Here is a 23,467-nt window from a genome sequence, read left to right as displayed (position 1 = left end):
CAGCGAACTCGCAGTCCGGTTCCGGCAGGAGGAGTGAACCGCACGGCCGCAGCCGGTCTCACGCACCGACGTACTCCGCAAGGTGCTTGCCGGTGAGCGTCGAGCGGTCGTCGACGAGTTCGCGTGGTGTGCCCTCGAAGACGATGCGGCCGCCGTCGTGGCCTGCACCGGGACCGAGATCGATGATCCAGTCGGCATGGGCCATCACCGCCTGGTGGTGCTCGATGACCACGACCGATTTTCCGGAGTCCACGAGCCTGTCGAGCAGGCCCAGCAAGTTCTCGACATCGGCGAGGTGCAGGCCCGACGTGGGCTCGTCCAGGATGTAGACGTCGCCCTTTTCGCCCATGTGGGTCGCGAGCTTGAGTCGCTGGCGTTCGCCGCCGGACAGTGTGGTGAGCGGCTGACCGATCTTGATATAGCCGAGACCGACGTCCGCGAGACGCCTGAGAATCTTGTGCGCTGCCGGGAGCGACGAGCCGTTCGCGCCACCACCGAAGAACTCCTCGGCCTGCGCGACCGACATCGTGAGCACCTCGTCGATGTCCTTGCCGCCGAACTTGTACTCGAGCACCTCCGCCATGAACCGCTTGCCGTCGCACACCTCGCAGGGGGCCGCTACTCCGGCCATCATCGCCAGGTCCGAGTACACGACTCCGGCACCGTTGCAGTTGGGGCATGCCCCTTCGGAATTGGCACTGAACAAGCCCGGTTTGACGCCGTTCGCCTTGGCGAACGCCTTACGGATCGGTTCGAGCAGTCCGGTGTAGGTCGCCGGGTTGCTCCGGCGCGAACCCTTGATCGCGCCCTGATCGATCGAGACCACCCCGTCGCGGTGAGCGACCGACCCGCTGATCAGTGAACTCTTCCCCGATCCGGCAACGCCGGTCACCACGACGAGCACTCCGAGGGGTATGTCGACGTCGACGTCGCGGAGGTTGTGGGTGTCGGCGCCGCGCACCTCGAGGGCGCCCGTCGAGGTACGGACGGACGGTTTCAGCGACGCGCGGTCGTCGAAGTGCTTGCCGGTGAGGGTGCCGCTCGTGCGCAACTCCTCCACGGTGCCCTCGAACACGATCTTGCCGCCTTCTGTGCCGGCGCGGGGGCCGAGATCGACGACGTGGTCGGCGATCGCGATCGCCTCCGGTTTGTGCTCGACGACCAGTACGGTGTTGCCCTTGTCGCGCAGTTGCAGCAGCAGGTCGTTCATCCGTGCGATGTCGTGCGGGTGCAAGCCGATCGTCGGTTCGTCGAAGACGTAGGTGACATCGGTGAGCGACGACCCGAGGTGACGAATCAGCTTGGTGCGCTGAGCCTCACCACCGGACAGCGTGCCCGCGGGGCGGTCGAGGGCGAGGTATCCCAGGCCGATCCCGACGAAGGAATCGAGGGTGTCGCCCAGCGACTTCAGGAGCGGGGCCACCGACGGTTCGTCGAGCCCGCGAACCCACTCGGCGAGATCGCTGATCTGCATCGCACAGGCGTCGGCAATGCTGATGCCGTCGATCTTCGACGATCGGGCTCCTTCGTTGAGCCGCGTGCCGTGGCATTCGGGGCACGTCTGGAACGTGATCGCGCGGTCGACGAACGCCCGGATGTGCGGCTGCATCGCTTCTCGGTCCTTGGACAGGAACGACTTCTGGATCTTCGGGATCAGCCCCTCGAACGTCACGTTGATGCCGTCGATCTTGATCCGAGTGGGTTCCTTGTAGAGCAGATCGTTCAGTTGCTTCTTCGTGAACTTCGCGATCGGTTTGCTCGGATCGAAGAATCCGCACCCGCGGTATATGCGCCCGTACCAGCCGTCCATGGTGTAACCCGGGATGGTGAGCGCACCCTCTTCGAGCGACTTGCTGTCGTCGTACAGGGCGGTCAGGTCGAAGTCGGACACCGTGCCCATGCCTTCGCAGCGCGGGCACATGCCGCCGGTGACGGTGAAACTCCGGCGTTCCTTCACCGTTCTTCCGGACTTCTCCACGGTGACCGAGCCGGCTCCGCTGATGGAGGCGACGTTGAAGGAGAACGCCTGCTGCGAGCCGATATGGGGCTTCCCGAGCCGGCTGAACAGGATGCGCAGCATGGCGTTCGCATCGGTCGCGGTGCCGACGGTGGAACGAGGGTTGGAACCCATCCGCTCCTGATCGACGATGATCGCCGTGGTCAGGCCCTCGAGCACGTCGACGTCGGGTCGCGCCAGGGTCGGCATGAAGCCCTGTACAAAGGCGCTGTAGGTCTCGTTGATCATCCGCTGCGATTCCGCGGCGATCGTGGCGAACACCAGCGAACTCTTTCCGGAGCCCGAGACACCCGTGAACACGGTCAACCGCCGTTTCGGGATCTCGAGACTGATGTCCCGAAGATTGTTCTCGCGTGCGCCGTGTACGCGGATCCAGTCGTGGCTGTCGGCGGGGTGGGTCCGGGACGAACCGGGCTTTTTTCGCGTGGCAGAGCTCATGGGTCTCCATCCGTCCTCGACCAGGGCCTAACGTATGTATAGCAAAAGTGTGGTGCACCCGGGGGAACCCGCGCGACTGCTCGTCCTCGACGACATGGGTCCGCCCTGCCGCACACAGCGGCAGACCAGGTCGCTGCCGCCATGCTTACCTATGACCGCCCGGTGCAACAACTTTCGTGTTGCCGGTGACTCGGGCTCGGTCGTGAGTGATCGCTCAGCGTCCGATTCACGACTGGTCGAGACGGGTGACCACACCTCGGTCTCCATCCACGCGTACACGGTCGCCGGTCTCGAGCGATCGGGTGGCCACCAAGGTGTTCACGACGCAGGGCAAGCCGTATTCGCGGGCCACCACAGCGCCGTGGGACACCGAGCTGCCGATGTCGGTGACCAGCGCCGCGATGACGGTGAAGTACGGCGTCCACCCGACGTCGGTCACCGGCGTCACGAGGATCTCTCCCCGCTGCAGCTCGCGCGCATCGCCCATCGATTGTGCGACCCGCACAACACCTTCCACGGTGCCGCGACTTGCGGGTCGGCCGATGATCTCATCACCGGTGACACCTGGCGCAGGCCGGGCGATCAGCGGGGTCGGTCGTCCGACAGACACATCGTCGAACTCGAGAGAGTTCTGGAACGCCAGCGCTTCCCGACGCTTCAGCGCGTTCTGCACGAGACCGGTGATGTCGTCCGAACCGACGACGCGTGTCAATTCGGCACGGTCGAAAAAGAACACCAGATCCGAGTCGGGCAGTCGCCCGGTCTCGGCCAGCACCTCACCGAGGTGGCGGTAGCCCAATTTGAGCGCATGCGCCATGAGCGCCATCTTCGATTTCGTCTCCTCGCGCCCGCGTGCGCCGCCCTGTGCCAACCGGGCAAGAAACCTGATGGGGAAGGATCTTGGTGCTTCGACGTGGGTGCTTCCCGATTCACGACGAGTCGGATCGAGCGCCGAACGGACCATCACCTGCATCATCGCGCCCAGGCCTTCAGGATCCTCGGCCCAGGAGGGGTCACGCATGCACAACTCGCGGTATCCGCGGTGACCGTGACGGGTCAAGAACTGTCGCAACGCTGTGCCTGCGGCGCTTCGTGTGGACTGCAGCTCGTTGACCGCGGCGTCCGGCTCTGCTGCCGAGAACTGCTCGGCGACCCCCTCGGTGGCGGCTATGGCGCGTACCACCGAGTCGAGCTCCACGAGCATCATCGCACTCTCGACATCGGAGGCTCCGGCCATGAGCCGGGTTGCCTCGGCACGACCCTCGTCCTCGCTTCGTCCGTTCTTCACCGCTTTTCTCATCAGAACACTTTCGAGAATGTTGGCCGCAACCGCCGCGCGCGATGACGACCGCACATGTGTCAGCGTGATGTCGCAATACTGCTCCACGCCGGATTCCAACTGGCCCATCACGCGTCGTGGGTCGTCGCTGGTCGGGATCTGAAACGCGGCGATCTGGTCTTCGAGGCGCCGAATCGCGGGGCCGGCGGACAACGCATACGTGGTGAGCCGGACCGTGTTGATCAACCTGTGCACAAAAGGTTTCGGGGGTTTCGGCTTCAGCTCGTCAACCACCCGCCCGCAGATCGAGGTGGAGAACTGCTCCAACGAATTACCCAGGAGTCCGGAGCTCAGAGCTGTCCCCTCGGTCAGGTTCAGAAACATGTGGCCATGGAAGTAGCCCACCTGGAGCCACGGCTTGTCGTAACTCTGCTGTGCCCGCGCCACCACCTGCGTCATCTGCATCGCGTAGTCGATGGCAAAGCCGGAGACCGATGCGGTCAACGGGCAGAATGCACCCGGCATCATCTCGCCGATGTTGCAGCGCGTGTACACGTGGTCTGCGCCCGCGAGAGGCGAATCCATCTCTGCCAAATCGCCGGGCAGGGTGGTGATCGGTCGAGCCTGCAGCCACCACAATGTGCCGGATCGGTCGATCGCCCACTCGAGATCCATCGGCCTGCCCCAATGTTGCGCAGCACGCAGGGCGCCGGACCTGATATCGGCGACCTCGTCCGGCGACAGGACCGGCACCTCACCGACATCGCGGACGGCCGGGTTACCGTCCGAATCCAGGACGATGTGGTCTGAGGACGCCGTACCGTCGACGAGCGCTTCACCGAGACCGGCGACGGCGTCGATCACCGTGAGGTCGCGCCGGCCGGTCGCCGGATCGGCGGTGAACACAACCCCGGCGGCGCGCGCGTCCACCATCTGCTGCACCACCAGATGCATGGTGGCCGTGGGTTGCCCGCTGTAGGCCGCGGCGCGTCGCGAACGCACGGAGGCGGCGCACCTCTGCACGGCCGCGGCGAAGTCATCGACGGAGTTCACGCCGAGCACGGTGTCGTATTGTCCGGCGAACGACTGGTCGTCGCCGTCTTCCCCGACTGCCGAGGACCTGACAGCCACTGGTACAGCACCGACTGCGGCCATGCGCGAGAAACATTCCCCCGCATCATCGGTGCTGACCCACTCGGTAGCATCAGCAATGACGAATCCCACCGGTACCGGAAGTCCGAGGCGGCGCAACTGCGCGAGTCCGGCCGCTTTGCCGCCGTAGCGGTCATCGGTGACCTCGTCGAATTCGATTGCGTTCAGGGGCATGGTGATCCCCCCAATGCGTCGACGATTTCGGCGAGCGCCTCGACCTCGATAGGACCCGGTTGATACAGGCAAATCCGGTCCGACACACCGTCGACGCGATCACGGATGTGCGCGGCGACCTCTTTCGGGGTTCCGCACGCGGCGATGGTGTGCAGTATGTCGTCGTCGATCAACGAGGCCATCTCCCGCCAGCGGCCCTGCTTGGACATTGCGTTGAGTTCGGGTTGCAGATCACCCCAGCCGTGGGCGTCGAGCACCGGCCGGTAGGCCGGGGTGGAGCCGTAGAACGCCAGCAGCATCCGGGTCGAGGCATGGTCGTCGTCCCGTCCGGTACCCACCGACACGATGACCTCGGGCACCACCTCGAAGTCGTCCTCGCTGCGGCCGGCAGCCGCCAGCCCGTCGCGAACGGCCGGCAGCGTCGTCTCGTGCAGGAACCGCTTCGATCCGAAAGGCATCACCAACAGACCGTCGGCCACTTCTGCGGTGGCTTTGGTCAGCCGAGGCCCGAGCGCGCCGAGATAGATCGGCGGCGGACCGAACGGGTTCGGTCCGGGCACGAAGGTCGGTGTCATCAAGGTATGGCGGTAGAACTCACCGCGGAAGTCCAGTGGCTCCCCCTCGTTCCACGTCGCGAAGATCGCGCGCAACGCCCCCACCAATTCCTTCATTCGCGCGACCGGATGATCGAACTGTGTGCCGTAGCGCTTCTCGATCTGCGCCCGCACCTGTGTGCCCAGACCCAGGATGAAGCGCCCCTCGCTGAGCAGTTGCAGATCGTTTGCCTGGTGGGCGAGTTGAATCGGATTGCGGGGGAATGCGATCGCGACGTTCGACATCAGGTCGAGACCCTTGACCGACGACGCCAACACGAGAGGTGTGAACACGTCGAACGGTCCCTCGAAGGTGAAGACACCGGATGCACCGGCTTCCTGGAGCACTTGCGCGCGCTCGACCGCATCCGTGGGCCCGAACAGGGCTGTCATGATCTTCACTGAAGCGGCGCCTGATCCGCGACGTCTGTCCAGTCGGAGAAGCCCGACGGGTGGTGCGGGCCGATCACACCGTGCTCGAACAAGCCCGCACCTTCGCGGACCGTCCCGTCGGCTTCGGTGCACACAGCTTTGCCGACGTGGTCGATGAGACTGAAGGGCGCTCGGGCCATCACCTCCGGGTCCGTGAGGTCGAAGCTGACGCGTTCGGCGAAGGGGCCGCCCTTCCAGCTGCCGTGTGCCCACGAGGAGTCGCCCCCGTACCCCGACCCGAAAGCAATAGGCGCGAACAACTTCGATTCGACATCCAGCTGAATTCGGTCCCCTGCACGGTTCATGAACTCGACGTGGGCGCCCCGGGGAATCCTGGTTCCGGTCCGGTAGTCGATGGTGGCGCGCACTCCGTCGAGTTGTTCGACGCGCCCGTCCCGCCAGCGGCGCGTGCAGTCGTAGAGGCTGCGGTGGCCGTCGGAATCCTCTTGCAGGATCAAGAAGAGTTGATAGTCGTCGAAGGCCAGAGGTAGGTAGAGCCACCACATTCCGGCGAACGAAGCGTCTGGCCGACCGGCTGGCTCGGCCTCACCGACAGGTCTGATCCCCCACGATCGGTCACGGCTCGCCACGCTGGTGTCATGACCGACTTCGAGCCGTTCGCCGTCGACGTCGATCCACCCCTCCCAGGACCCGACCTGGGCGAAGCGACACGCCTGCAAGGTCACTCGCCGCTCGGTGAGCATCTCGTGCGGCTTCTCCAGCGCAGCAGGAAACAGCCCGCGCCAGGTGAGGTCTGCGGAAATACCCTCGGTCTGTGCCAGTGTCAGGTGCAGCTGCTGCAGTGGCTCGACGACTTCGAGACAGTACCCGTTGACGTTCTGGTGAAGGCGGTCGTCGTCGATGGCGTCACTGAGGTGAAGCGCGGTCTGCATATCGCCGCGGCGGACGACGAAGTAGGCGTCTTTCACGCCGAGGCGCGGGTAGTAGCCGACTCCGGTGAGCGCCATGAAGCGGCCCTCCCGATCGAGCACGTTGAAATACGACCGGTCGTAGAAGTTTCGATCGGACATGGTCGGCCACGTCAACGGCGCAGGTGCCTGATGGATCGGAAACTCGTCGAGCGGGCTCAAGTTCACAGGCACTCCCTCAAATACGATGCAGATCGTATTGGAAATATGATGCAGTCATGACAGCAGAAAGCCCAAAGGATGGCAAGAGGTCTGCGCAGCCGTCGCCGGGACGGCCGCGCGACAGCAGGATTGATGCCTCGATCATTGCCGCCACCCGCGAATTGATTCTCGAGACGGGCTATTCCGCGTTGTCGTTGTCGGCGATCGCCGCGCGCGCCGGGACCACCACCGCTGCCATCTACCGGCGATGGTCGGGCAAGGCGCAACTTGTCCACGAGGCAGTGCTTTCTGCCGAAACGATTACCATGCCGGACGATTCGGGAGATATCCGCAACGAAATCAGGGTTCTGGTCGAGACGATCCGGGTCATCTTCGACCGCCCCGAGGTGCGATCGGCATTGCCGGGTCTGATCGCCGACACCGTTGCCGACCCGGAATTGCACAACATGATGATCGCGCGATTGGCCGGGAATCTGACCGCATTCGAGTCTCGCTTCGGTCAGGAGCGTCGCGACGACGACCAATTACCCATGCTCGTGGAGGTGGTCGCGGGGACCGCGATTTTCCGTATCTTGATCCGCCGGGACGCCGCCCTCGACGACACCTGGGTGAACGAGATGACCGAGATGATCACCGGCCGCTGGCCCCCCGCGTGACGGAACCACTCGGCGTATCAGCGAATCAAGTCCGCATCCTTACTGCCGTACGCTGCGCGGAGTTCGGGTTCGACGACCTTGCCACCGGGATTGCCGGCGTGTCAGCTCGATTCCTGGATGCGAACCATGTTGCCGGCGGGGTCGCGGAGGGCACAGTCACGAACCCCGTACGGCTGGTCCATCGGCTCTTGCACGATCTCCGTGTCGCCGTCCTGCAGACGCGCGAAGGTCCCGTCGAGATCTGCGGTGGACAAGATGATCGAGGCGAAGGTTCCTTTCGCCATCATCTCGGCGATGGTGCGGCCCTCGTCTTCGGTGATTCCGGGGTCGGCGGTGGGCGGGTACAGGACGACGGAGGGACCGGTGCCGTCGGCGGAGCCGACCGTGATCCACCGCATCCCGCCGTAGCCGACGTCGTTACGAGCCTCGAAGCCGAGAGTGTCGCGATAGAACGCCAGCGAAGCGTCCGGGTCCGAGTGGGGAAGGAAGGTGTGATGAATGTTGATGTCCATGACGATCACCGTAAGTCGGATGCGGCCACCGATGCTTCTCGATTTCTGATCGGTCGTGTGACCTGTTTGGCCACGCACGACGGCATGCCGTCCGTCGCGAGTGCCGCCTCCCGCCGGTATGTGCTCGGAGGGACACCGACCAATTCGGTGAAGCGCGTACTGAAGGTCCCCAGAGAAGAAAAGCCCACCTCGAAACAGACCTCGGTGACGGTGCGATCGCCACGACGGAGCAGAGCCATCGCGCGCTCGATACGACGGGTCATGAGATACGAGTACGGCGATTCACCGTAGGCGATCCGGAATTGCCTGCTGAGGTGCCCGGCCGAGATATTCACCCCGCGGGCCAAGGCCTCGACGTCCAGAGGCTGTGCGTATTCGCGGTCGATCCGATCACGAACCCGCCGCAACAGCGCGAGGTCGCGCAGACGCTGTGCTGTGTCGGGTTTCCCGGTCACGGGGATATCCTGCCACGCCTCGCACCGTCGGGACCACGGCCGGAAAAATCGCGTCGAGGTGGTTCGTCTCGTCTGCGTCCGGGAACAACAACCGAGAGGCGCCACGGCATGACAGTCTGACCGGTACGCCCGTATCTGGACGAGAGGAATTCACCGATGGCACGTCCGGTTCGCGTAGTCGTTCTCGGCTCGGGTTCGTGGGGCACGACCGTCGCCGGTCTCGCCGCGAAGAACACGCCGACGCTCTTGTGGTCGCGGAACAAGGAAACCGCCGACGAGATCAACGTCGATCACCGCAACCGCCGCTACCTGGGCGACCGGAAACTTCCGGACACCCTGCGTGCCACCGCGGACATCGACGAGGCCGCCCACGAAGCGGACGTGCTCGTCGTCGGGGTGCCGTCGTACGCTGTGCGCTCGACACTCGAGCCGCTCGTCCACGAACTCCGAGCGTGGGTACCGATCGTTTCTCTTGCGAAAGGGCTGGAACCCGGGACGCGGTTGCGGCCCACGCAGGTGATCAGCGCGTGCCTCCCCGGCCATCCCGTCGGGTTGCTTTCCGGTCCGAACATCGCGAGCGAAATTGCGGACGGCAAGGCTGCCGCCTCGGTCGTGGCGATGCAGGACGACTCCGTCGGCACGGCTCTCCAGCCCCTGTTCGCATCCACGCTGTTCCGGGTCTATCGCAACACCGACGTCCTCGGCTGCGAACTCGGCGGAATCCTCAAGAACATCGTCGCCATCGCCGCGGGCATGGCGGAGGGACTGCGCGTCGGTGACAACACGCGCGCGATGGTCCTGTCGCGCGGTCTCGCCGAGATGACGCGCCTCGGGGAAGCGATGGGCGCCAACGCCCGGACGTTCGCCGGCCTCACCGGTATGGGGGATCTGATCGCCACGTGTACCAGTCCGGCCTCCCGCAACCGGAGGCTCGGCGAAGCGCTGGCGCGCGGGCTCAGCGTCGATGAGGCGGTCGCCGAACTCGGGCAGGTCGCCGAGGGAGTGAAGACGGCGCCCACCGTCATGGAGTTGGCTCGCGAGGCCGGAATCCAGATGCCCATCGCGGCAGAGGTAGCGGCCGTGGTCGGAGGGCACCGCAGTCCCGCGGACGCGTATCGCGGTCTGCGCCGGGTCACACCCGGCGACGAGGAGGATGTCGTCTGATCGGCGATTATCCGGCAGTCTCGGAATTGCACTAGAAAGCGGTACACCCGCCGAGACGACCGGGCGCCGCAAGTTTCTCGTCGAGATGAACGGCCCACCGGGATGACCACCGCGCCTACCGTGGAGGTCTGAGGCGGAACACTCCGACGGGAGACCGATATGCGAGTGGTGAACATGGTGACCGGCGCGGCGAAGGGCGTCGGCTCGGCGGTCGGGATCCGCACCGGCACCGAGGAACCGCGGTACGAAGTCCATGCGACGACTCACGGGCTCGAAGTCCGCAGGTACGGCCGTCGTATCGCTGCCGAGACCACGGTGCACGGCGACGAGGAACGTGCCCGCGACGTGGGATTCCGGCGTCTGGCCGGCTACATCTTCGGCTCGAACAGAGGCAAGTCGACGATCGCGATGACCGCGCCCGTATCCCAGGCCGGAGCCTCGGACGACTCGTCGGTCATCCGGTTCTTCATGCCGGCGAAGTGGGCCATGGAGGACCTGCCCGACCCCGAGGACCGGTCCGTGGAACTCGTCGAGATCCACGACGAGACGATGGCGGTGCTGCAGTTCAGCGGCGACCGCAGCCGCGCCGCGGTGGCGGAGCGCACCGCCGAGTTGCTGAGAACGCTGGAGGCGACGGAGTGGCTCGCTACCGGCCCACCGGTGGCATGGTTCTACGACCCGCCCTGGACGGTTCCGTTTCGGCGTCGCAACGAGGTGGCGGTCCCGGTCGCTGCTCGCTGATCCACGAGAGGCCGATCCGCGCGAGGCGGAAGATACCGTCGGGTACCGCGGCCCGGCCGGTATGCGAAGGTGATCGAATGACGAGTTCTGCCGACGTGTTGTCGAACCTTCTCGACTCCCGCTACAGCTGCCGCGCCTTTCTGTCCAAGCAGGTCCCGCGCGACGACATCGAGCGGATGCTCGGGATGGCTCAGCGGACGGCATCGTGGTGCAACTCGCAACCCTGGCGCGTCCACCTCACCAGCGGCACCGCGACCGATCGGTTGCGGGACGCGGTGTACACGCAGGCCGCGTCGGGAGCCATGGATCCGGACATCCCGGGTCCCGCCGAGTATCGCGGGGAGTACGCCGAGCGCCGGCGCAACGCCGGGTATGCGCTCTACAACGCGCTGGGGATCGCGCGCGACGATTACGCGCGACGCGGCGAGCAGATGCTCGAGAACTTCCTGTTCTTCGGGGCGCCACACGTCGCCGTCGTCAGCACCGACAAGGCGCTCGGTGTGTACGGCGCCGTCGATTGCGGTGGTTACGTGTCGAACCTGCTTCTCGCGGCGGAGTCGCTCGGGATTGCTGCGGTACCGCAAGCCGCGGTGCCGATGGCATCGACAGCATTGCATCGCGAATTGGGCATCGGCGACGACCGCGACATCGTGTGCGCGGTGTCGTTCGGGTACGCCGACGAAGCACACCCGGCCAATACCTGCCGCACCGATCGCGCCACCCTCGAGGCGACTGTCGAGTGGGTGGACGAATAGCCCGAGGAGGTGTCGCGGTCCGGGTCCGGCTCAGTCGGTTTGACTGCGGAGATACCGTCCGAAGTGCGGCACCGTGAAACCGATGAAACCTCTTTCGGCGGAATAGATCAGGCCTTTCTTGATCAATCCGTCGCGCGCGGGAGACAGTGAGGCCGGCTTGCGGCCGAGTTCGGCGGCGATCTTGGACGTTGCGATGGGTCCGTCGTCGCCCGACAGGTCCGCCATGGCTCGCATGTATTCACGCTCGGCCGGAGTGGCCCGCTCGTACCGCGAACCGAAAAACCCTACGGCCAGTTCTTCTTCCGCGGTGGGGGCCGCGACCCGTACGTCCGCTGCGGTGATCGGGCTGTCCGCGGCCAGATCCCAGGTGGCTTTCCCGTATGCCTGGACGAAATACGGATAACCGTCTGCCGTTTCGTACAACAGATCCAGTGCGTCCCTGGTGAATTCGACGTCTTCTCGCTGGGCGGGCGCAATGAGTGCGTGATCGGCGGCATCCCGGTCGAGGCGGCCGATCCGGTGGTAGGTGAACAATCGTTCGGAGTACGACTTGGACGCGGACAACACGGCCGGCAGGTGCGGCAGTCCGGCTCCCACGACGATCAGCGGAGCGGTGTCCTGACTCAATTCGTGGCACGCACCGCAGATCGCCGACACGTCGTCCGGACCGAGGTCTTGCATCTCGTCGATGAACAAGGCGATTCCCACCCCGACGTCCCGAGCGAGGCCGGCGGCGTCCACGAGCAGTTCGACCAGGTCGATCTCGATGTCACCGGAATCGGCGCGACCTTTCACCGCCGGTGCGTCGATTCCGGGCTGCCAGCGTTCGCGCATCCCTTTGTCCGCTGTGGCGCGCAAAGCGAAAGATTTGAGTACACCGAGGAAGTGGTCGACGGATTCGGGATCCGGATGTGCGGCCGCGATCTCACGCACCGCCATGTGCAGGGCAGACGACAGCGGGCGTCGCAAACCCTGGTCCGGGCGCGCCTCGATCTTGCCCGTACCCCAGCTCTTGGCTATGGCAGCGGAGCGCAGGTGATTGAGCAGAACGGTTTTCCCGACACCGCGCAGACCGGTGAGCACGACGCTGCGTTCGGGCCGGCCGCGGGAGATGCGCTCGAGAACGACGTCGAACGCCGCGAGTTGCTTCTCTCGGCCGGCGAGTTCGGGCGGGCGCTGCCCCGCGCCGGGGGCGTACGGGTTGCGGACCGGATCCATCGGTCGATGGTAACGAGCTGCGCAGCTGTTTCTGGGTTGCTCTAGCGCGTGTCGTAGAGAGCCGAATGCAGATGTACGCATAACCGACTTTGACATCCATTTTCATTACGGGATATTTCTGTACCCATGAAAACTCCCTCTCCGCGCGGAATCGCGCTCACGGTCGCGCTCTCCGCCGCACTGGCCGCCGGATGCTCGGCGCCTGCCCCCGCTCCTGCGCAGGAGCCCGGCAGCGGACCCGAGCAGGCCCCGGCCGAGGTCTCCGCCGCCGAACCGCGTCTCGCGCTCACCTACGACGGCGGGGTCCTGATCGTCGACGAAACGAACTTGACCGTGGTGGACGACGTCCCGCTCGGCGGATTCACCCGGCTCGCCCCCGCAGGCGACGGCCGCCACGTCATGATCTCCACGGAGGGCGGGTTCCGGGCGCTCGATACCGGCAGTTGGTCGGAGCGCCACGGCGACCACCGCCACCACTACTCCGGCCCTGCCGCGCTCACCGAGACGGTCTTCCCCGCCGGGAAACCGGGACACGTTGTCGCCCACGGGGGTACGACAGCACTGTTCGACGACGCCACCGGACGGGCCGAGTTGATCGATCCTTCCGGTCTCGCTGCTACAGAAGGCGTTACCGACTCCGAGTCCTACACCGCCCCACACGCACACCACGGGGTCGCGGTCGCACTCGCGGACGGATCGCTTCTCGTCACGCTCGGAGACAGTGATTCTCGCACGGGCATAGCACTTCTCGATTCGAGCAGGCGCGAGATTGCCCGCATCGAAGAATGCCCCGGCGTACACGGCGAAGCCGTAGCGGAGGGCGAGACCATCGTCTTCGGGTGCCAGGACGGCATGATGATCTACCGTAACGGCACTTTTACCAAAGCCACGAGCCCTGACGACTACGGCCGTATCGGCAACCAGGCCGGATCTCCGGCCTCCCCCGTCGTACTGGGCGACTACAAGACCGATCCGGATGCAGACCTCGAACGGCCCGAAACCGTTGCGCTCGTAGACACCCGTACCGCCGAGATCCGGCTGGTGGACCTGGGCACGAGTTACACCTTCCGCTCGCTCGGCCGCGGCCCCGACGGTGAAGCGGTCGTACTGGGCACCGACGGAGCCCTCCACGTGCTCGATCCGGAATCGGGGGAGACGATCCGCCGCATGGACGTCCTCGCACAGTGGACCGAACCCGAGGACTGGCAGACGCCGCGACCGGCGCTCTCGGTGAGCGGACGCACCGCGTTCGTCACCGATCCCGCGACCGACTCGCTCCACGCGGTGGACCTCGTTTCCGGCGACATTCGCACCGGTTCCCTTCCACACACGCCGAACGAGATCAGCGGGACGTGACCCACGTCCGGAGAATATTCGCCTATCTAGCGTTATTTCTAGAAAGCTGAATATTCTCCGGACGTCTCAGTCGTGAGAGAGATCACATTTAGAAGCCGGCGAACAGGGTATGCCAAAGCGGCTGCGGGACCATGCTTCTCGTCCCTCCACGGAAATTACAACGATTGTGTAACGTAGCCACATCTGTTTCCGACCCGGAGGTACCCGCCCGTGCTGTTGACCGAAGTCCGCTCCCGACCTGTGCAATCCGCGTTGATCGCGGTGGGTCTCGTGGTCTCGGTCCTGGCGGTGTGGGGCTATATGCGTGACGCGACCACCGAATACCTCATGGACCTCGACGTATTCCGCGACGCCGGCTGGGCTTTCCTCCACCACACACCGCTCTACACCGAGGGCTTCTTCAGTCATTCCGGGTTCCGGTTCATCTACCCACCGTTCGCGGCCTTCCTCTTCGCTCCGATGGCTCTGGTGAGCAGCGCCGTGCTGCAGGTGGTGTGGACGGCCGGACTCATCGCACTCGTGTGGTGGATGCTGCAGGTGATCTACCGTCGCCTGGACATCGGTCACGCCGGCCTGATCGCGTCGGCCACGCTCGGTGTCGTCCTCTTCCTCGAACCGTTCCGCTCGAACTTCGCGTTCGGCCAAATCAACATCGTGCTGATGGCGCTCGTCGTCGCCGACGTCCTCGGGGTCATCCCCAAGCGCTTCCGCGGTGTGGGTATCGCCCTGGCCGCCGCGATCAAGGTCACTCCGGCAGCATTCGGCCTGCTCCTGTTGCTGCGCCGGGATCTGCCGTCGGTAGCGCGCGCGTTCGGCGCGTTCATCGCGACCGTCGCGTTCGGCTACTGGCTGCGGCCCGAGTCGACCGTCTTCTTCTGGACCGAGGAATTCTTCGCGACCGATCGTGCGGGCGACCCCGGATTCTTCCGGAATCAGGCACTGACCGGCCTCATCGCGCGATTCGACTTGTCCGAGGGCCTCAGCAAAGCCCTGTGGCTGGCCGGCGCCGCGCTGATCGTGACCGCCACCGCGTGGGCCGCCTACCGCTTCCTCCGCGCGGACGAACCCGTGGTGGCGCTCGCGCTCGTCGGCCTCGCGTCGCTGCTCGCTGCCCCCATCGCGGTCACCCATCACTGGGTGTACGCGCTGTTCCTCGTGCCGCTTCTCGTCGCACCCCGGTATCGCTCCTGGTGGCCCGTCCTGCTCCCCGCCACCCTGGTCTTCCTCGCCGGGCCCAACCACCTGCTGCGCGACGCGGCGTCGCGAGGATGGGTGGAACAACTCCTTCTCGAAGTACTCGGCACGTCGCAGTGCCTCGCAGCCATCGCGGTGTTCGTCGCCGCGGTGATCGCGGCGCGCAGCCGCCGCCCGGCACTGGCCGAAGAATCCGACGTGTCCGAAGACGTACCGGCGCCGCAGCAGGAGGCTCAGCCCCACACGGTGGACGCGACCAGATAGAGACCTGTCCCCACCACCGTGCTGAGAGCGGCGTTGCGGCGCCACACGTGCACCGCGACGGTTCCCGCCAGGCCGACGGTCGCGGGCAGCCACGTCGTCTGCCCCACGTCACGCAGTGTGTACATCACCAGGATCACCATGACCCCCGCGGGCATCGTGCGGCCGAGAAAGCCGACGAAGGCCGAGTCCCGCAAAGCGGACAACGCCACGAAAGGCGCCGCGCGCAGCGCCACGGTCACCGCGAACATCACCAACAACGCGGTGAATACGTATCCGGCACCCGGCACCGAGTCAGGCACGGGTCGTCGCATTCCGGTAGACGAACCGGACGAACAGCGCCGCGACGAACAGCGTCAGGCCGATCACCAGCATCTGCTCTTTCGCGACCAGCATCGCCACGAGACCGCACACCAGCGCGATCACGGGCGCGGGCACGTCGCGGTTCGCACGGAACGCATCGATCGCGAGCACCGCGAACAACGCGGTGAGGGCGAACTCGAGACCCTCCAGTCCGGCGGGCAGCACCGCTCCGATCAGCGCACCGACCGTGCCCGACGCGACCCACACGATCTGGCACACCACTTGCACGGTGAGGATCCGGGTGCCGGACAGGTCGTCGCGTGCCTTGGGCGCGACGATCGCGTACGACTCGTCGGTGAGCGCGTAGACGCCGTAGAGCCGTCCGATACGACTGCGGATCCGGTGCAGCGGAAACGACAGTCCGTAGAAGACATGACGGAAATTGACCAGCAGCGTCGCGGCGGCGATCGACGCAAGGGGCGTCACGGCGCCGATCAGACCGATCGCGAGGAACTCCATCGACCCCGCGTAGATCACGGTGGAGAAGACCGGCGCCCACCACCACTCGAACCCGCCCTGCGTGAGCACCACGCCGAACGCGAGTCCGAGGGGGACGAGGCCGAGGCCGACGGCCCACGAATCGGCGATACCCGCACGGATCTGCGTGGTGCGAGGGTTGAGCATGGCTCCCAGGTTATCGACGGGCGCATTGCCCTCCGCGCGCACCGTACGATGACGCGTCCGTCCTCCCCGACAGTTCGACGGGGCCGCACTCGGCGGCCCGACACGGAAAGGTGACCGGTGGCGTCCACCCTCGATTCCTTCACGAATGCGGTGCAGTCCGCGTGGCAGGCCGTCTCCACGGTCGATGAGCCGGCTCCGTCATGGCTGGTGGTCGGTACCGCGGTCATCGCCCTTGCGCTGGTGTGGGTGCGGCCGCTGTGGCTCAAGACCCGGCATGTCATCACGCAGGCGCACGAGGGCTCCCACGCGCTCGTCGCCGCTCTCGTCGGGCGGAAACTCTCCGGGATCCGGCTGCACAGCGACACCTCCGGTGTGATGGTGTCCTCCGGAAACCCCCGCGGACCCGGAATGATCGCGACGACCTTCGCCGGGTACACCGGCCCCGCCGTCCTGGGCTTCGCGGCCGCGACGCTGCTGACCCTCGATCGTCCCGCCGCGGTGCTGTGGTCGATCCTCGCAGCGCTCGCGGTCCTGCTGCTGCTGATCCGCAACCTCTACGGGCTCATCTCGGTGGTTCTCGCTGGCGCCCTGGTCGGTGCGGCCGCCTACTTCGGTGATCCCGTGGTCCGCTACGCAGCCGCGTATCTGATCACCTGGATTCTGCTCCTCGGCGCGACGCGTCCGGTTCTGGAACTGGCACGCACCCACCGGCAGGGTCGCGGGCGCGGCTCGGACGCCGATCAGTTGCGGGGGCTCACCCGGATACCGGCCGGGATCTGGATCGCGATCTTCGCGCTCGTCACGGCGGGGACCGCCGTGTACGGGACGGTGCGGGTCGTGGTGACCCACCTCGGGTGACCGCCCCGCGGTCGCACTGCCGGCGCTCGGCCGGTCAGAAGATCCCGATGGCTTCCGCGGTGTCGAGAACGACCTCCGAGGCGTGCCACTCGGCCCACATCGCGGCCTCGCCCGCGCCCTCCGTGGCCGGGGACATCAGTGCCCGGCTGCTGGCCCATGCCACCGCACGCACCGTCTGGAAGAAGATTCCAGCGGCACGCTCACTCCCGATGACGTCGCCCACGATCGACACCGAGAAGAGTTCGCTGAGATCGGTTCCGTAGTCGGCCTCGATCTCGCGGATGATGTTCGGCGTCGCCGTGCCGAGGACCTCGCCGTACCGGTTGAAGTCGTCCCACCGCTCAGCCGGGGTATCGACCGCGGCGAGCGCGGCGGGCAGGTCGAGCAGCAGATGCGCGCTCATCCCGCTGGTGGCCACACGACCGCCGGAGTGCTCGCAGTCCGTCGCGGTCCGGTAGTAGAGCTCCCACGGCGCGGGCACCGGCGCGCCCGTCGCATGCGCGTGCACGCCTGCCAGATAGCGCTGCACGAAGTCCACGGCGAGGTCCTCGGCCCATTGCGAATCGTCGTAGTCGCCGCGCTCGATCGAGGGGACGGTGGTGTCGAGGATCTCCTTGTAGACGACCGCGAATCCGCCGCGCGGGTCTCCCGCGTCACCCCACAGCTCGGCGATCTCGGTGACGTTGTCGCGAGCGTCCTGCAGGGTCCGGTTGTTCTCGGCTGCCGATATGTCCGCTATTTCCGCCATGACCGCGGCGTCCACGCGGGGCGCGCAGGCGGAAGCGGGGCGCGCCTGGGCAGTGGACGTGGCCGTACCGACGAGGAGACCTACGGCCATCGTGACAGCGGTGAACGCAGAGACCATGAAGCCAGCCGGTTTTTTCATGAGGATCAAGGCTAGCCCGGTCCACCTGTTTCGGACAAACGCGGCCATTCGTCCTCGGATCACCGATCCGAGGAACGCGCCCGGCCCGAACGGGCCCGGCAGGAATCCCGATCATGGGGACGGACGCCGAACCGGACGGAGCTGAGCGGGTCAGCCGAAGTCGACCTGCCGGTGCGCATTGGCCAGCGCGGTGACCACCCCGGTCCCGAACGGACCGAGCCTGTCGAACAGTACGGCCGTGCCCACCGCGACCCCGTCGGTGCCGATGTGATTGTCCGCCTCCACACCCACTTCGAGGCCTTCGGGGAGGCGCGACAACGCCAGCGTCACGTCGGCGTTGATGAATCCCACACCCTTGTCGCCCCAGTTGGTCACGAAACTCGTTCCCTCACCCACCATCGCGGTGTTGACGAAGGGCGACTGTTCTTCACCGACGATCACCGGAAGCTGCCTCGACCACAGGCGTTTGCGATCCGCATTCTGGTGTTCCGACCGCCCCCTCGACCACCGTCCGTCACTGCTGTACCACGAGTAGGTGTCCGTGGCCGGAGGGGAATCGAGTACTTCCCGGGGTGGCTCCGGATGCTCGTCGCGGGTCCAGACCGATCCCGGAGGCTGCTCCGACCGCCGCAGGTACACGACCGTTGCCCGTGCGGACACCTTCCCGCCCTGGATCAGGCTTGCGTCGGCGACCCGAATCCGGTTCCCGTCCCGCACCCGGGTCGTGGTGAAGGTGATCGGCTCGTTGCGGACCGGTGCGAACAGATCGAGAGTGAAGCGCGCCGGCACGAATCCGTCCGGCGCGTGCGCATTCTCGAGTTCCCGGGCGATCAGCCCGCTCACACACGGCCCGTTGAGCATGGTGTCCGACCACGGACTGGCCGCATATTTCGTCGGCGTGTAGATACCGTCGGCTTCGGTGAAGAATCCACGTTCCGGGCGTTGGGGCATTCCCGGATTCTCGCAAGTACAGGTGTGAGCCCGTTCACCGGGGACGCCCCCGGAGGTGGCACCGAAAGCGGTGGGCGAAGATGAGCGCGTGCGCGCACACGAGGTAGATACGGCCCGGGCACCGATCCCACTGCTCGTCGATGTCGACACCGGCATCGACGACGCCCTCGCCCTGCTGTACCTGCTGGCGAGCCCGGAGGCGGAGATCGCCGCAGTCCTGTGCACCGCGGGAAATGTCCCGGTGCACCAGGTGGCGACGAATACCCTTGCGTGGCTGGAGGTGTGCGGCCGCCCGGATATCGAAGTCGCGGTGGGATCGGCGGTGCCCCTCGTCGCACCGTTGATGACGACCGAGGATACGCACGGCCCCCGCGGTGTCGGTTACGCGGAACTGCCTGCGCCGACGCGCGACCCCTCGGCACGCTCCGCTGCCGAAGCCTGGGTCGAACTCACGCGCGAGCGGCCCGGGGAACTGACCGGACTCGTCACCGGACCGCTGACGAACCTCGCTCTCGCTGTGCGACTCGACCCCGGTGTTCTCACCCGGCTCCGCCGACTGGTCGTGATGGGAGGTTGCTTCAATCACCCGGGCAACACCACGCCGACTTCGGAGTGGAACGTCGCGGTCGATCCCGAGGCCGCGAAAGTCGTGTTCGATGCCTTCGCGGGACTCGCCCCCGAGCGGCGTCCGCTGCTCTGCCCGTTGGATACGACCGAGTCGATCGAGATGCATCCCGCGCACATCGCCCGGATCGCAGAGCTCGCGGGAAGTGTTCCCGGAGAAGACTTGTCGCCGGACGATCCCCGCGGCCGGCGATCACGGGCGTCTGTTCCTGTCGTACGCCACCTGTCCGATGCGTTGCGGTTCTACATGGAGTTCCATCGAGACCAGAACCTGGGATACCTCGCCCACGTGCACGATCCGTTCGCCGCGGCGGTGGCACTCGGCACCGTCCCCTTCGTGACACGACCCGCCACCGTCGATGTCGAACTCGACGGGCGGATCACTCGGGGCACGACGGTCGCCGACTGGTCGGGAATCTGGGGACGAGAACCCGATGCCGACATCGTGGTCGGTACGGAACCCGAATATTTCTTCACTCATCTCGTCGAACGAGTCGCACTTTATGTGCGCGAGTTGTACGTACCCGGGAGTAACAACTAGCGTCGCGTTTGCAACATTTCGGGGACAAGGAGAATTGCGTGGCGCAGAAAGTGCGCGTCGAGTATTTCGACGACATCGACGGTCAACCCATCGCCGATGGTCTGGCGCAATCGTTTCGGATCTCCGTGGACGACGTGGAGTACGAAATCGACCTCCGGCCGGCCAACGCGGACAAGTTCTGGGCCGTTCTACGTCCGTGGCTGAAGAAGCCCCCCGGCGCACGCACACCGGCCGCGCGCGCCGATGTCACGGAACGGGTGATCAAGCCGTCCCGGCCACGGGCGGCCCGCAAGCGCAAGACCATTCCGTCCACCCGCTCCCCGGAACAACTGGCGGCGATCCGGCACTGGGCCCGCAACGAAGGGTTCGACGTCAGTTCGCGGGGCCGCATTCCGTCGCACATCCGCGAGCGGTTCGAGGCAGCGCACTCCTGATCAGGAAGTCAGGTGATGTCGATCGTCGCGGTGGATGGTCACCGCGGCGACGACTACACCCACCACCACGCCGATGAGGGTGTCCCCGACTCGACTGAGCGCGATATCGGCACCGAGTGGTTCGCCGATTCCGGTGAGTAACAGCGCCATTGCGGTGACGAAGATGCTTGCGACGGCGTAATTGCGGGTGACGAACAACTCGGTGATCGTCTGGAGCAGCACGATGACCGCTACGACCGGCCAATAACCGAGATCGAGTACCAGCACCGCCGCCGCGATGAGAGCCCCGACGACGTTGCCGAGCAGACGTTGAATCGCACGGGCGACGGTGTGCCGGTAATTGACGCCCTGCAGGGCGGCCATCGCGCCCATCGTCGCCCACAGCGGATGCTCCAACCCGACGACCGCCGCGAAGCCTCCCGCGAGTGCCGAAGCGGCCAGGACGCGGCACGCGCCGATGAACAGCGCCCGGTCTCGCAGGAGCAGCGCTCCCTCACGGACGAAACCCCGGGGGCGCTCGAGGTCCGGCACGGCCGAGATGTTCTCGCGAGGAATATCGATGGTGGGGCGCGTCTTCCGCAGTTCCGCCTCGAATCGGACGAAGTCGGCGCGGCGTCCCGCGAAGGTGTCGTGTGGCCCGCTGTCGATCACTGCTTCCGCGGCGCCCACGAGTGCCAGCAGTTCGGCGGTGTGTGAATCCCTGCGGCTGCCGAGCGCGATCACTTCCCGCGCCCGCGCGGCCGCCGCGCGGGCGGCGGACACGGCTGCTTCACCCTCGGTCTCGAGAGCAGCGGTCGCCGCGAGGGCACGCGCGACGGCGACGCGCGCCGGCCCGTGTGGATTCCAGAGCGCCGGGAGCAGCGCGACGATCCAGCCGACCAGTGCGCCCATCGCGGCCGCGGCGGTGGCGATCCGCACGTCGGAACCGGTGTGGGCGAAACCTGCCGCGCCGGCGGCGGCGAAGATCAGGATGACGGGTCCCGGGCCCGTCATCCTGAATGCGGACAGGAATAGATAGGCCAGTCCTGCCGCCACCGACAGCACCGCGATCTGGAGCCATATCGAGAGTCCGAGCGCGCCGAGCACCGCACCGGCGAACGTGTATGCGACGACACACGCTCCGATACACGCGAGCTTTCCCGCCATCCGCGGGTACGGCTCGTGACGCAGGAAGGCACAGCACAGCGACCCGAGCGCCGCAAAACCTGCGACCTCGCTGTATCCGAGCAATCCACCACCGACGAGCGCGATGAGCGTCGCGAGACCGACGCGTATCGCGATCGCGACAGTCGGGTCTGCGCGGCGCATTTCGACCACGTCGTGCCAAGCGGACGGCGAGACGGAATGGGCCAGCGCGCGTACCGAGTGCTGCACGCGACTGTCACGCGTGTCGGAGGAGGAACGCAGCATTCCCCCACGATAATACTTTGGGGATAAATTATCTACGAAGCGATTCGCTCCGGCCGTTAGAATGCGCATATGCCCTCGTCTTCCGACCGCCCCGACTACGTCGACCGCGCCCGTCGCGCATGGGAAGACCTCTACCCCGACCTCGATCTCCGACCCCTCGACGTGATCGGCCGCATCACGCGCATCGGTGCACTCGCCCTCACCCGACTCGAACGGGAACTCGAACCGCGCGGCATCGGACGCACCGAATTCGAGGTGCTCAGCGCACTTGCGCGAAGCCCCCATCCGCTGCGTGCCAGCGAAGTCACCTCGGTCACCGGCATTTCCGGTGCGTCCACCACCAAGCACACCGAGCGACTCGCGAAACTCGGACTCGTGGAACGGCTTCGCCTCGAGCGGGACGGACGCGTCGTGCTGTTGTCCCTCACCGATACCGGCCGTGCCCTGGTCGAGTCGGAACTACCGCGGCGGGTGCAGAGCGAGCGGCTCATGCTGGACGGGCTGAGTGAGGACGAACTCGAGGTACTGACGGGCCTGCTGCGGCGCATCGCACGCAACGTCGAAGATCAGACGTTCTCCTGATCGGCAGCCGCATCGCCGGCACGCCGTGATCCCATCCGGCGCTGCGAGATCAGGGCATCTCCATCGTTTCCGACCGTTCGATCTCCGCGATCGCCCGGCGCAGGCAGGGACCGGGGGCCGCCTTCCGCGCGGCGAGCAGATCGGTCAGTACCAACAGCCCGGCGGTGAGGTACTGCTCCGGCGCGATACGAGGATCCGTCGCCTCGACGTCCTGCACCCCCAGAGCGCCGGTGATCACCGCGACCACCGCGTCGGGCTGCATCGACGGAAGCCATCGCACACCGTCGCGTACGGCTCGCGTGAGAACGGTCTGCACGTCCTCACCCGTCAGGCCGTCGGGATGAAGTTCTTCGAACAACTCCCGCATCATCCCGGCATGGACCGCGGTGACCGTCTCGTACGGCAGCCCGACCAGATCGTCGAGTGCATCGCCGAAGTCCTCGCTCGCTCCGGCGCGCGCAGCAACGAGAGCCGCATCGGTCGCGGACGCGATCCGCTGGGTCGTCTTCGGCCAATGATCGGGCCACACAGTACTTCGCTCGCTTTCGGTCGCAGGTCCGCCGGGGGTCGGGGCGGCGAATCCTGCCGCATCAGTTTTCACGATGCCACCGACCCTTCTGCGAACGGGCCGCCCCCCGTTACCTTCTTCGTAGTCCCGCGCCGCGGGGCCACGGTCGCCGGGTTCGGTATGACTTTCTTCCCCTGT

23 protein-coding genes are annotated in these 23,467 nt (G+C 66.2%); 10 read left to right on the top strand and 13 right to left on the bottom strand.

Translation table 11 applies throughout. From position 1 onward, the window contains the following. Window positions 1-58: 58 nt before the first annotated feature. The 4 genes from HF877_RS19895 to HF877_RS19880 all read right to left on the bottom strand — a co-directional run bounded on the left by HF877_RS19895 (window position 59) and on the right by HF877_RS19880 (window position 7,188). Window positions 59-2,455, bottom strand: a complete 2,397-nt coding sequence (locus HF877_RS19895) for an excinuclease ABC subunit UvrA (RefSeq protein ID WP_169622935.1) — start codon at window positions 2,453-2,455, stop codon at window positions 59-61. Between the two features lie 226 nt (window positions 2,456-2,681). Next, complete coding sequence (locus HF877_RS19890) at window positions 2,682-5,060, bottom strand: PEP/pyruvate-binding domain-containing protein (protein ID WP_169622934.1); 2,379 nt, start codon at window positions 5,058-5,060, stop codon at window positions 2,682-2,684. After that, window positions 5,051-6,055, bottom strand: coding sequence for a TIGR03617 family F420-dependent LLM class oxidoreductase (locus HF877_RS19885; RefSeq protein ID WP_169622933.1), 1,005 nt, complete (start codon window positions 6,053-6,055; stop codon window positions 5,051-5,053). Before HF877_RS19885 ends, HF877_RS19890 begins: the two co-directional genes overlap by 10 nt. After that, the gene (locus HF877_RS19880; protein WP_296550377.1) at window positions 6,052-7,188 is read right to left on the bottom strand and encodes a hypothetical protein; all 1,137 of its coding nucleotides are present in this window, start codon (window positions 7,186-7,188) and stop codon (window positions 6,052-6,054) included. Before HF877_RS19880 ends, HF877_RS19885 begins: the two co-directional genes overlap by 4 nt. A 44-nt stretch (window positions 7,189-7,232) precedes the next feature. Between HF877_RS19880 and HF877_RS19875 the strand changes: the two genes are divergently transcribed. Further along, entirely contained in the window at window positions 7,233-7,832 is a 600-nt protein-coding gene (locus HF877_RS19875) for a TetR-like C-terminal domain-containing protein (protein ID WP_169622931.1), read from the top strand. A 101-nt stretch (window positions 7,833-7,933) separates the two neighbouring features. On the opposite strand, the gene HF877_RS19870 is transcribed toward HF877_RS19875, so the two are convergent. Beyond that, on the bottom strand, window positions 7,934-8,344 hold the full coding sequence (locus HF877_RS19870) for a VOC family protein (protein ID WP_206037408.1): 411 nt from the start codon (window positions 8,342-8,344) through the stop codon (window positions 7,934-7,936). Window positions 8,345-8,349: 5 nt separating this feature from the next. Beyond that, window positions 8,350-8,799 (bottom strand): helix-turn-helix transcriptional regulator, encoded by a 450-nt coding sequence (locus HF877_RS19865; protein ID WP_169622929.1) that lies wholly within the window; start codon window positions 8,797-8,799, stop codon window positions 8,350-8,352. A 156-nt stretch (window positions 8,800-8,955) separates the two neighbouring features. Between HF877_RS19865 and HF877_RS19860 the strand changes: the two genes are divergently transcribed. The 3 genes from HF877_RS19860 (at window position 8,956) to HF877_RS19850 (ending at window position 11,459) form a co-directional block, all read left to right on the top strand. Then, entirely contained in the window at window positions 8,956-9,963 is a 1,008-nt protein-coding gene (locus tag HF877_RS19860; protein WP_169622928.1) for an NAD(P)H-dependent glycerol-3-phosphate dehydrogenase, read from the top strand. Between the two features lie 159 nt (window positions 9,964-10,122). Next, window positions 10,123-10,704 (top strand): heme-binding protein, encoded by a 582-nt coding sequence (locus tag HF877_RS19855; protein ID WP_169622927.1) that lies wholly within the window; start codon window positions 10,123-10,125, stop codon window positions 10,702-10,704. 77 nt (window positions 10,705-10,781) lie between these two features. Continuing rightward, the gene (locus HF877_RS19850) at window positions 10,782-11,459 is read left to right on the top strand and encodes a nitroreductase (RefSeq protein ID WP_169622926.1); all 678 of its coding nucleotides are present in this window, start codon (window positions 10,782-10,784) and stop codon (window positions 11,457-11,459) included. Window positions 11,460-11,489: 30 nt separating this feature from the next. On the opposite strand, the gene HF877_RS19845 is transcribed toward HF877_RS19850, so the two are convergent. After that, window positions 11,490-12,677 carry an AAA family ATPase gene (locus HF877_RS19845; RefSeq protein WP_169622925.1) on the bottom strand — a complete coding sequence of 396 codons (1,188 nt, stop codon included), beginning with the start codon at window positions 12,675-12,677 and terminating at the stop codon, window positions 11,490-11,492. A gap of 126 nt (window positions 12,678-12,803) precedes the next feature. On the opposite strand from HF877_RS19845, the gene aztD reads away from it, so the two are divergent. Both aztD and HF877_RS19835 read left to right on the top strand, forming a co-directional pair. Continuing rightward, window positions 12,804-14,033: a zinc metallochaperone AztD gene (gene aztD / locus HF877_RS19840; protein WP_169622924.1), complete on the top strand. Its 1,230-nt coding sequence runs from the start codon at window positions 12,804-12,806 to the stop codon at window positions 14,031-14,033. Between the two features lie 210 nt (window positions 14,034-14,243). Further along, complete coding sequence (locus HF877_RS19835) at window positions 14,244-15,491, top strand: glycosyltransferase 87 family protein (protein ID WP_169622923.1); 1,248 nt, start codon at window positions 14,244-14,246, stop codon at window positions 15,489-15,491. Here HF877_RS19835 and HF877_RS19830 read toward each other — a convergent pair. After that, entirely contained in the window at window positions 15,461-15,790 is a 330-nt protein-coding gene (locus HF877_RS19830) for an AzlD domain-containing protein (RefSeq protein WP_169622922.1), read from the bottom strand. The two genes, HF877_RS19835 and HF877_RS19830, sit on opposite strands and share 31 nt — an antisense overlap. Beyond that, window positions 15,783-16,475, bottom strand: coding sequence for an AzlC family ABC transporter permease (locus HF877_RS19825; RefSeq protein ID WP_169622921.1), 693 nt, complete (start codon window positions 16,473-16,475; stop codon window positions 15,783-15,785). Before HF877_RS19825 ends, HF877_RS19830 begins: the two co-directional genes overlap by 8 nt. 117 nt (window positions 16,476-16,592) lie before the next feature. On the opposite strand from HF877_RS19825, the gene HF877_RS19820 reads away from it, so the two are divergent. After that, complete coding sequence (locus HF877_RS19820; protein WP_169622920.1) at window positions 16,593-17,333, top strand: M50 family metallopeptidase; 741 nt, start codon at window positions 16,593-16,595, stop codon at window positions 17,331-17,333. Between the two features lie 34 nt (window positions 17,334-17,367). On the opposite strand, the gene HF877_RS19815 is transcribed toward HF877_RS19820, so the two are convergent. Both HF877_RS19815 and HF877_RS19810 read right to left on the bottom strand, forming a co-directional pair. Further along, complete coding sequence (locus HF877_RS19815; RefSeq protein WP_169622919.1) at window positions 17,368-18,219, bottom strand: DUF5995 family protein; 852 nt, start codon at window positions 18,217-18,219, stop codon at window positions 17,368-17,370. A gap of 150 nt (window positions 18,220-18,369) precedes the next feature. Further along, window positions 18,370-19,170 (bottom strand): acyl-CoA thioesterase domain-containing protein, encoded by an 801-nt coding sequence (locus tag HF877_RS19810; RefSeq protein WP_169622918.1) that lies wholly within the window; start codon window positions 19,168-19,170, stop codon window positions 18,370-18,372. Between the two features lie 88 nt (window positions 19,171-19,258). Between HF877_RS19810 and HF877_RS19805 the strand changes: the two genes are divergently transcribed. Both HF877_RS19805 and HF877_RS19800 read left to right on the top strand, forming a co-directional pair. After that, window positions 19,259-20,335: a nucleoside hydrolase gene (locus tag HF877_RS19805; RefSeq protein WP_169622917.1), complete on the top strand. Its 1,077-nt coding sequence runs from the start codon at window positions 19,259-19,261 to the stop codon at window positions 20,333-20,335. 38 nt (window positions 20,336-20,373) lie between these two features. After that, window positions 20,374-20,769, top strand: coding sequence for an Lsr2 family protein (locus HF877_RS19800; protein WP_169622916.1), 396 nt, complete (start codon window positions 20,374-20,376; stop codon window positions 20,767-20,769). On the opposite strand, the gene HF877_RS19795 is transcribed toward HF877_RS19800, so the two are convergent. Then, entirely contained in the window at window positions 20,770-22,179 is a 1,410-nt protein-coding gene (locus tag HF877_RS19795) for an FUSC family protein (protein WP_169622915.1), read from the bottom strand. It lies immediately after the preceding gene. Between the two features lie 69 nt (window positions 22,180-22,248). Here HF877_RS19795 and HF877_RS19790 point away from each other — a divergent pair, with 69 nt between their 5' ends. Further along, on the top strand, window positions 22,249-22,761 hold the full coding sequence (locus tag HF877_RS19790) for a MarR family transcriptional regulator (RefSeq protein WP_169622914.1): 513 nt from the start codon (window positions 22,249-22,251) through the stop codon (window positions 22,759-22,761). 49 nt (window positions 22,762-22,810) lie between these two features. Here the strand turns inward: HF877_RS19790 and HF877_RS19785 are convergent, their stop codons facing one another. After that, window positions 22,811-23,290, bottom strand: coding sequence for a hypothetical protein (locus tag HF877_RS19785; protein WP_169622963.1), 480 nt, complete (start codon window positions 23,288-23,290; stop codon window positions 22,811-22,813). Window positions 23,291-23,467: the final 177 nt, after the last annotated feature.

It is taken from the genome of Rhodococcus sp. BL-253-APC-6A1W (assembly GCF_012843405.1).
GTDB lineage: Bacteria > Actinomycetota > Actinomycetes > Mycobacteriales > Mycobacteriaceae > Rhodococcus.
The sequence above is the reverse complement of the archived record's forward strand: the minus strand, read 5'-3'. Positions and strand labels throughout refer to the sequence as shown.

Coding starts and splice junctions, on each gene's coding strand:
- HF877_RS19795 (WP_169622915.1), bottom strand. CDS start 22,179: ATGCTGCGTTCCTCCTCCGACACGCGTGACAGTCGCGTGCAGCACTCG.
- aztD (WP_169622924.1), top strand. CDS start 12,804: ATGAAAACTCCCTCTCCGCGCGGAATCGCGCTCACGGTCGCGCTCTCC.
- HF877_RS19815 (WP_169622919.1), bottom strand. CDS start 18,219: ATGAAAAAACCGGCTGGCTTCATGGTCTCTGCGTTCACCGCTGTCACG.
- HF877_RS19850 (WP_169622926.1), top strand. CDS start 10,782: ATGACGAGTTCTGCCGACGTGTTGTCGAACCTTCTCGACTCCCGCTAC.
- HF877_RS19895 (WP_169622935.1), bottom strand. CDS start 2,455: ATGAGCTCTGCCACGCGAAAAAAGCCCGGTTCGTCCCGGACCCACCCC.
- HF877_RS19875 (WP_169622931.1), top strand. CDS start 7,233: ATGACAGCAGAAAGCCCAAAGGATGGCAAGAGGTCTGCGCAGCCGTCG.
- HF877_RS19870 (WP_206037408.1), bottom strand. CDS start 8,344: ATGGACATCAACATTCATCACACCTTCCTTCCCCACTCGGACCCGGAC.
- HF877_RS19825 (WP_169622921.1), bottom strand. CDS start 16,475: ATGCTCAACCCTCGCACCACGCAGATCCGTGCGGGTATCGCCGATTCG.
- HF877_RS19890 (WP_169622934.1), bottom strand. CDS start 5,060: ATGCCCCTGAACGCAATCGAATTCGACGAGGTCACCGATGACCGCTAC.
- HF877_RS19790 (WP_169622914.1), top strand. CDS start 22,249: ATGCCCTCGTCTTCCGACCGCCCCGACTACGTCGACCGCGCCCGTCGC.
- HF877_RS19855 (WP_169622927.1), top strand. CDS start 10,123: ATGCGAGTGGTGAACATGGTGACCGGCGCGGCGAAGGGCGTCGGCTCG.
- HF877_RS19845 (WP_169622925.1), bottom strand. CDS start 12,677: ATGGATCCGGTCCGCAACCCGTACGCCCCCGGCGCGGGGCAGCGCCCG.
- HF877_RS19860 (WP_169622928.1), top strand. CDS start 8,956: ATGGCACGTCCGGTTCGCGTAGTCGTTCTCGGCTCGGGTTCGTGGGGC.
- HF877_RS19810 (WP_169622918.1), bottom strand. CDS start 19,170: ATGCCCCAACGCCCGGAACGTGGATTCTTCACCGAAGCCGACGGTATC.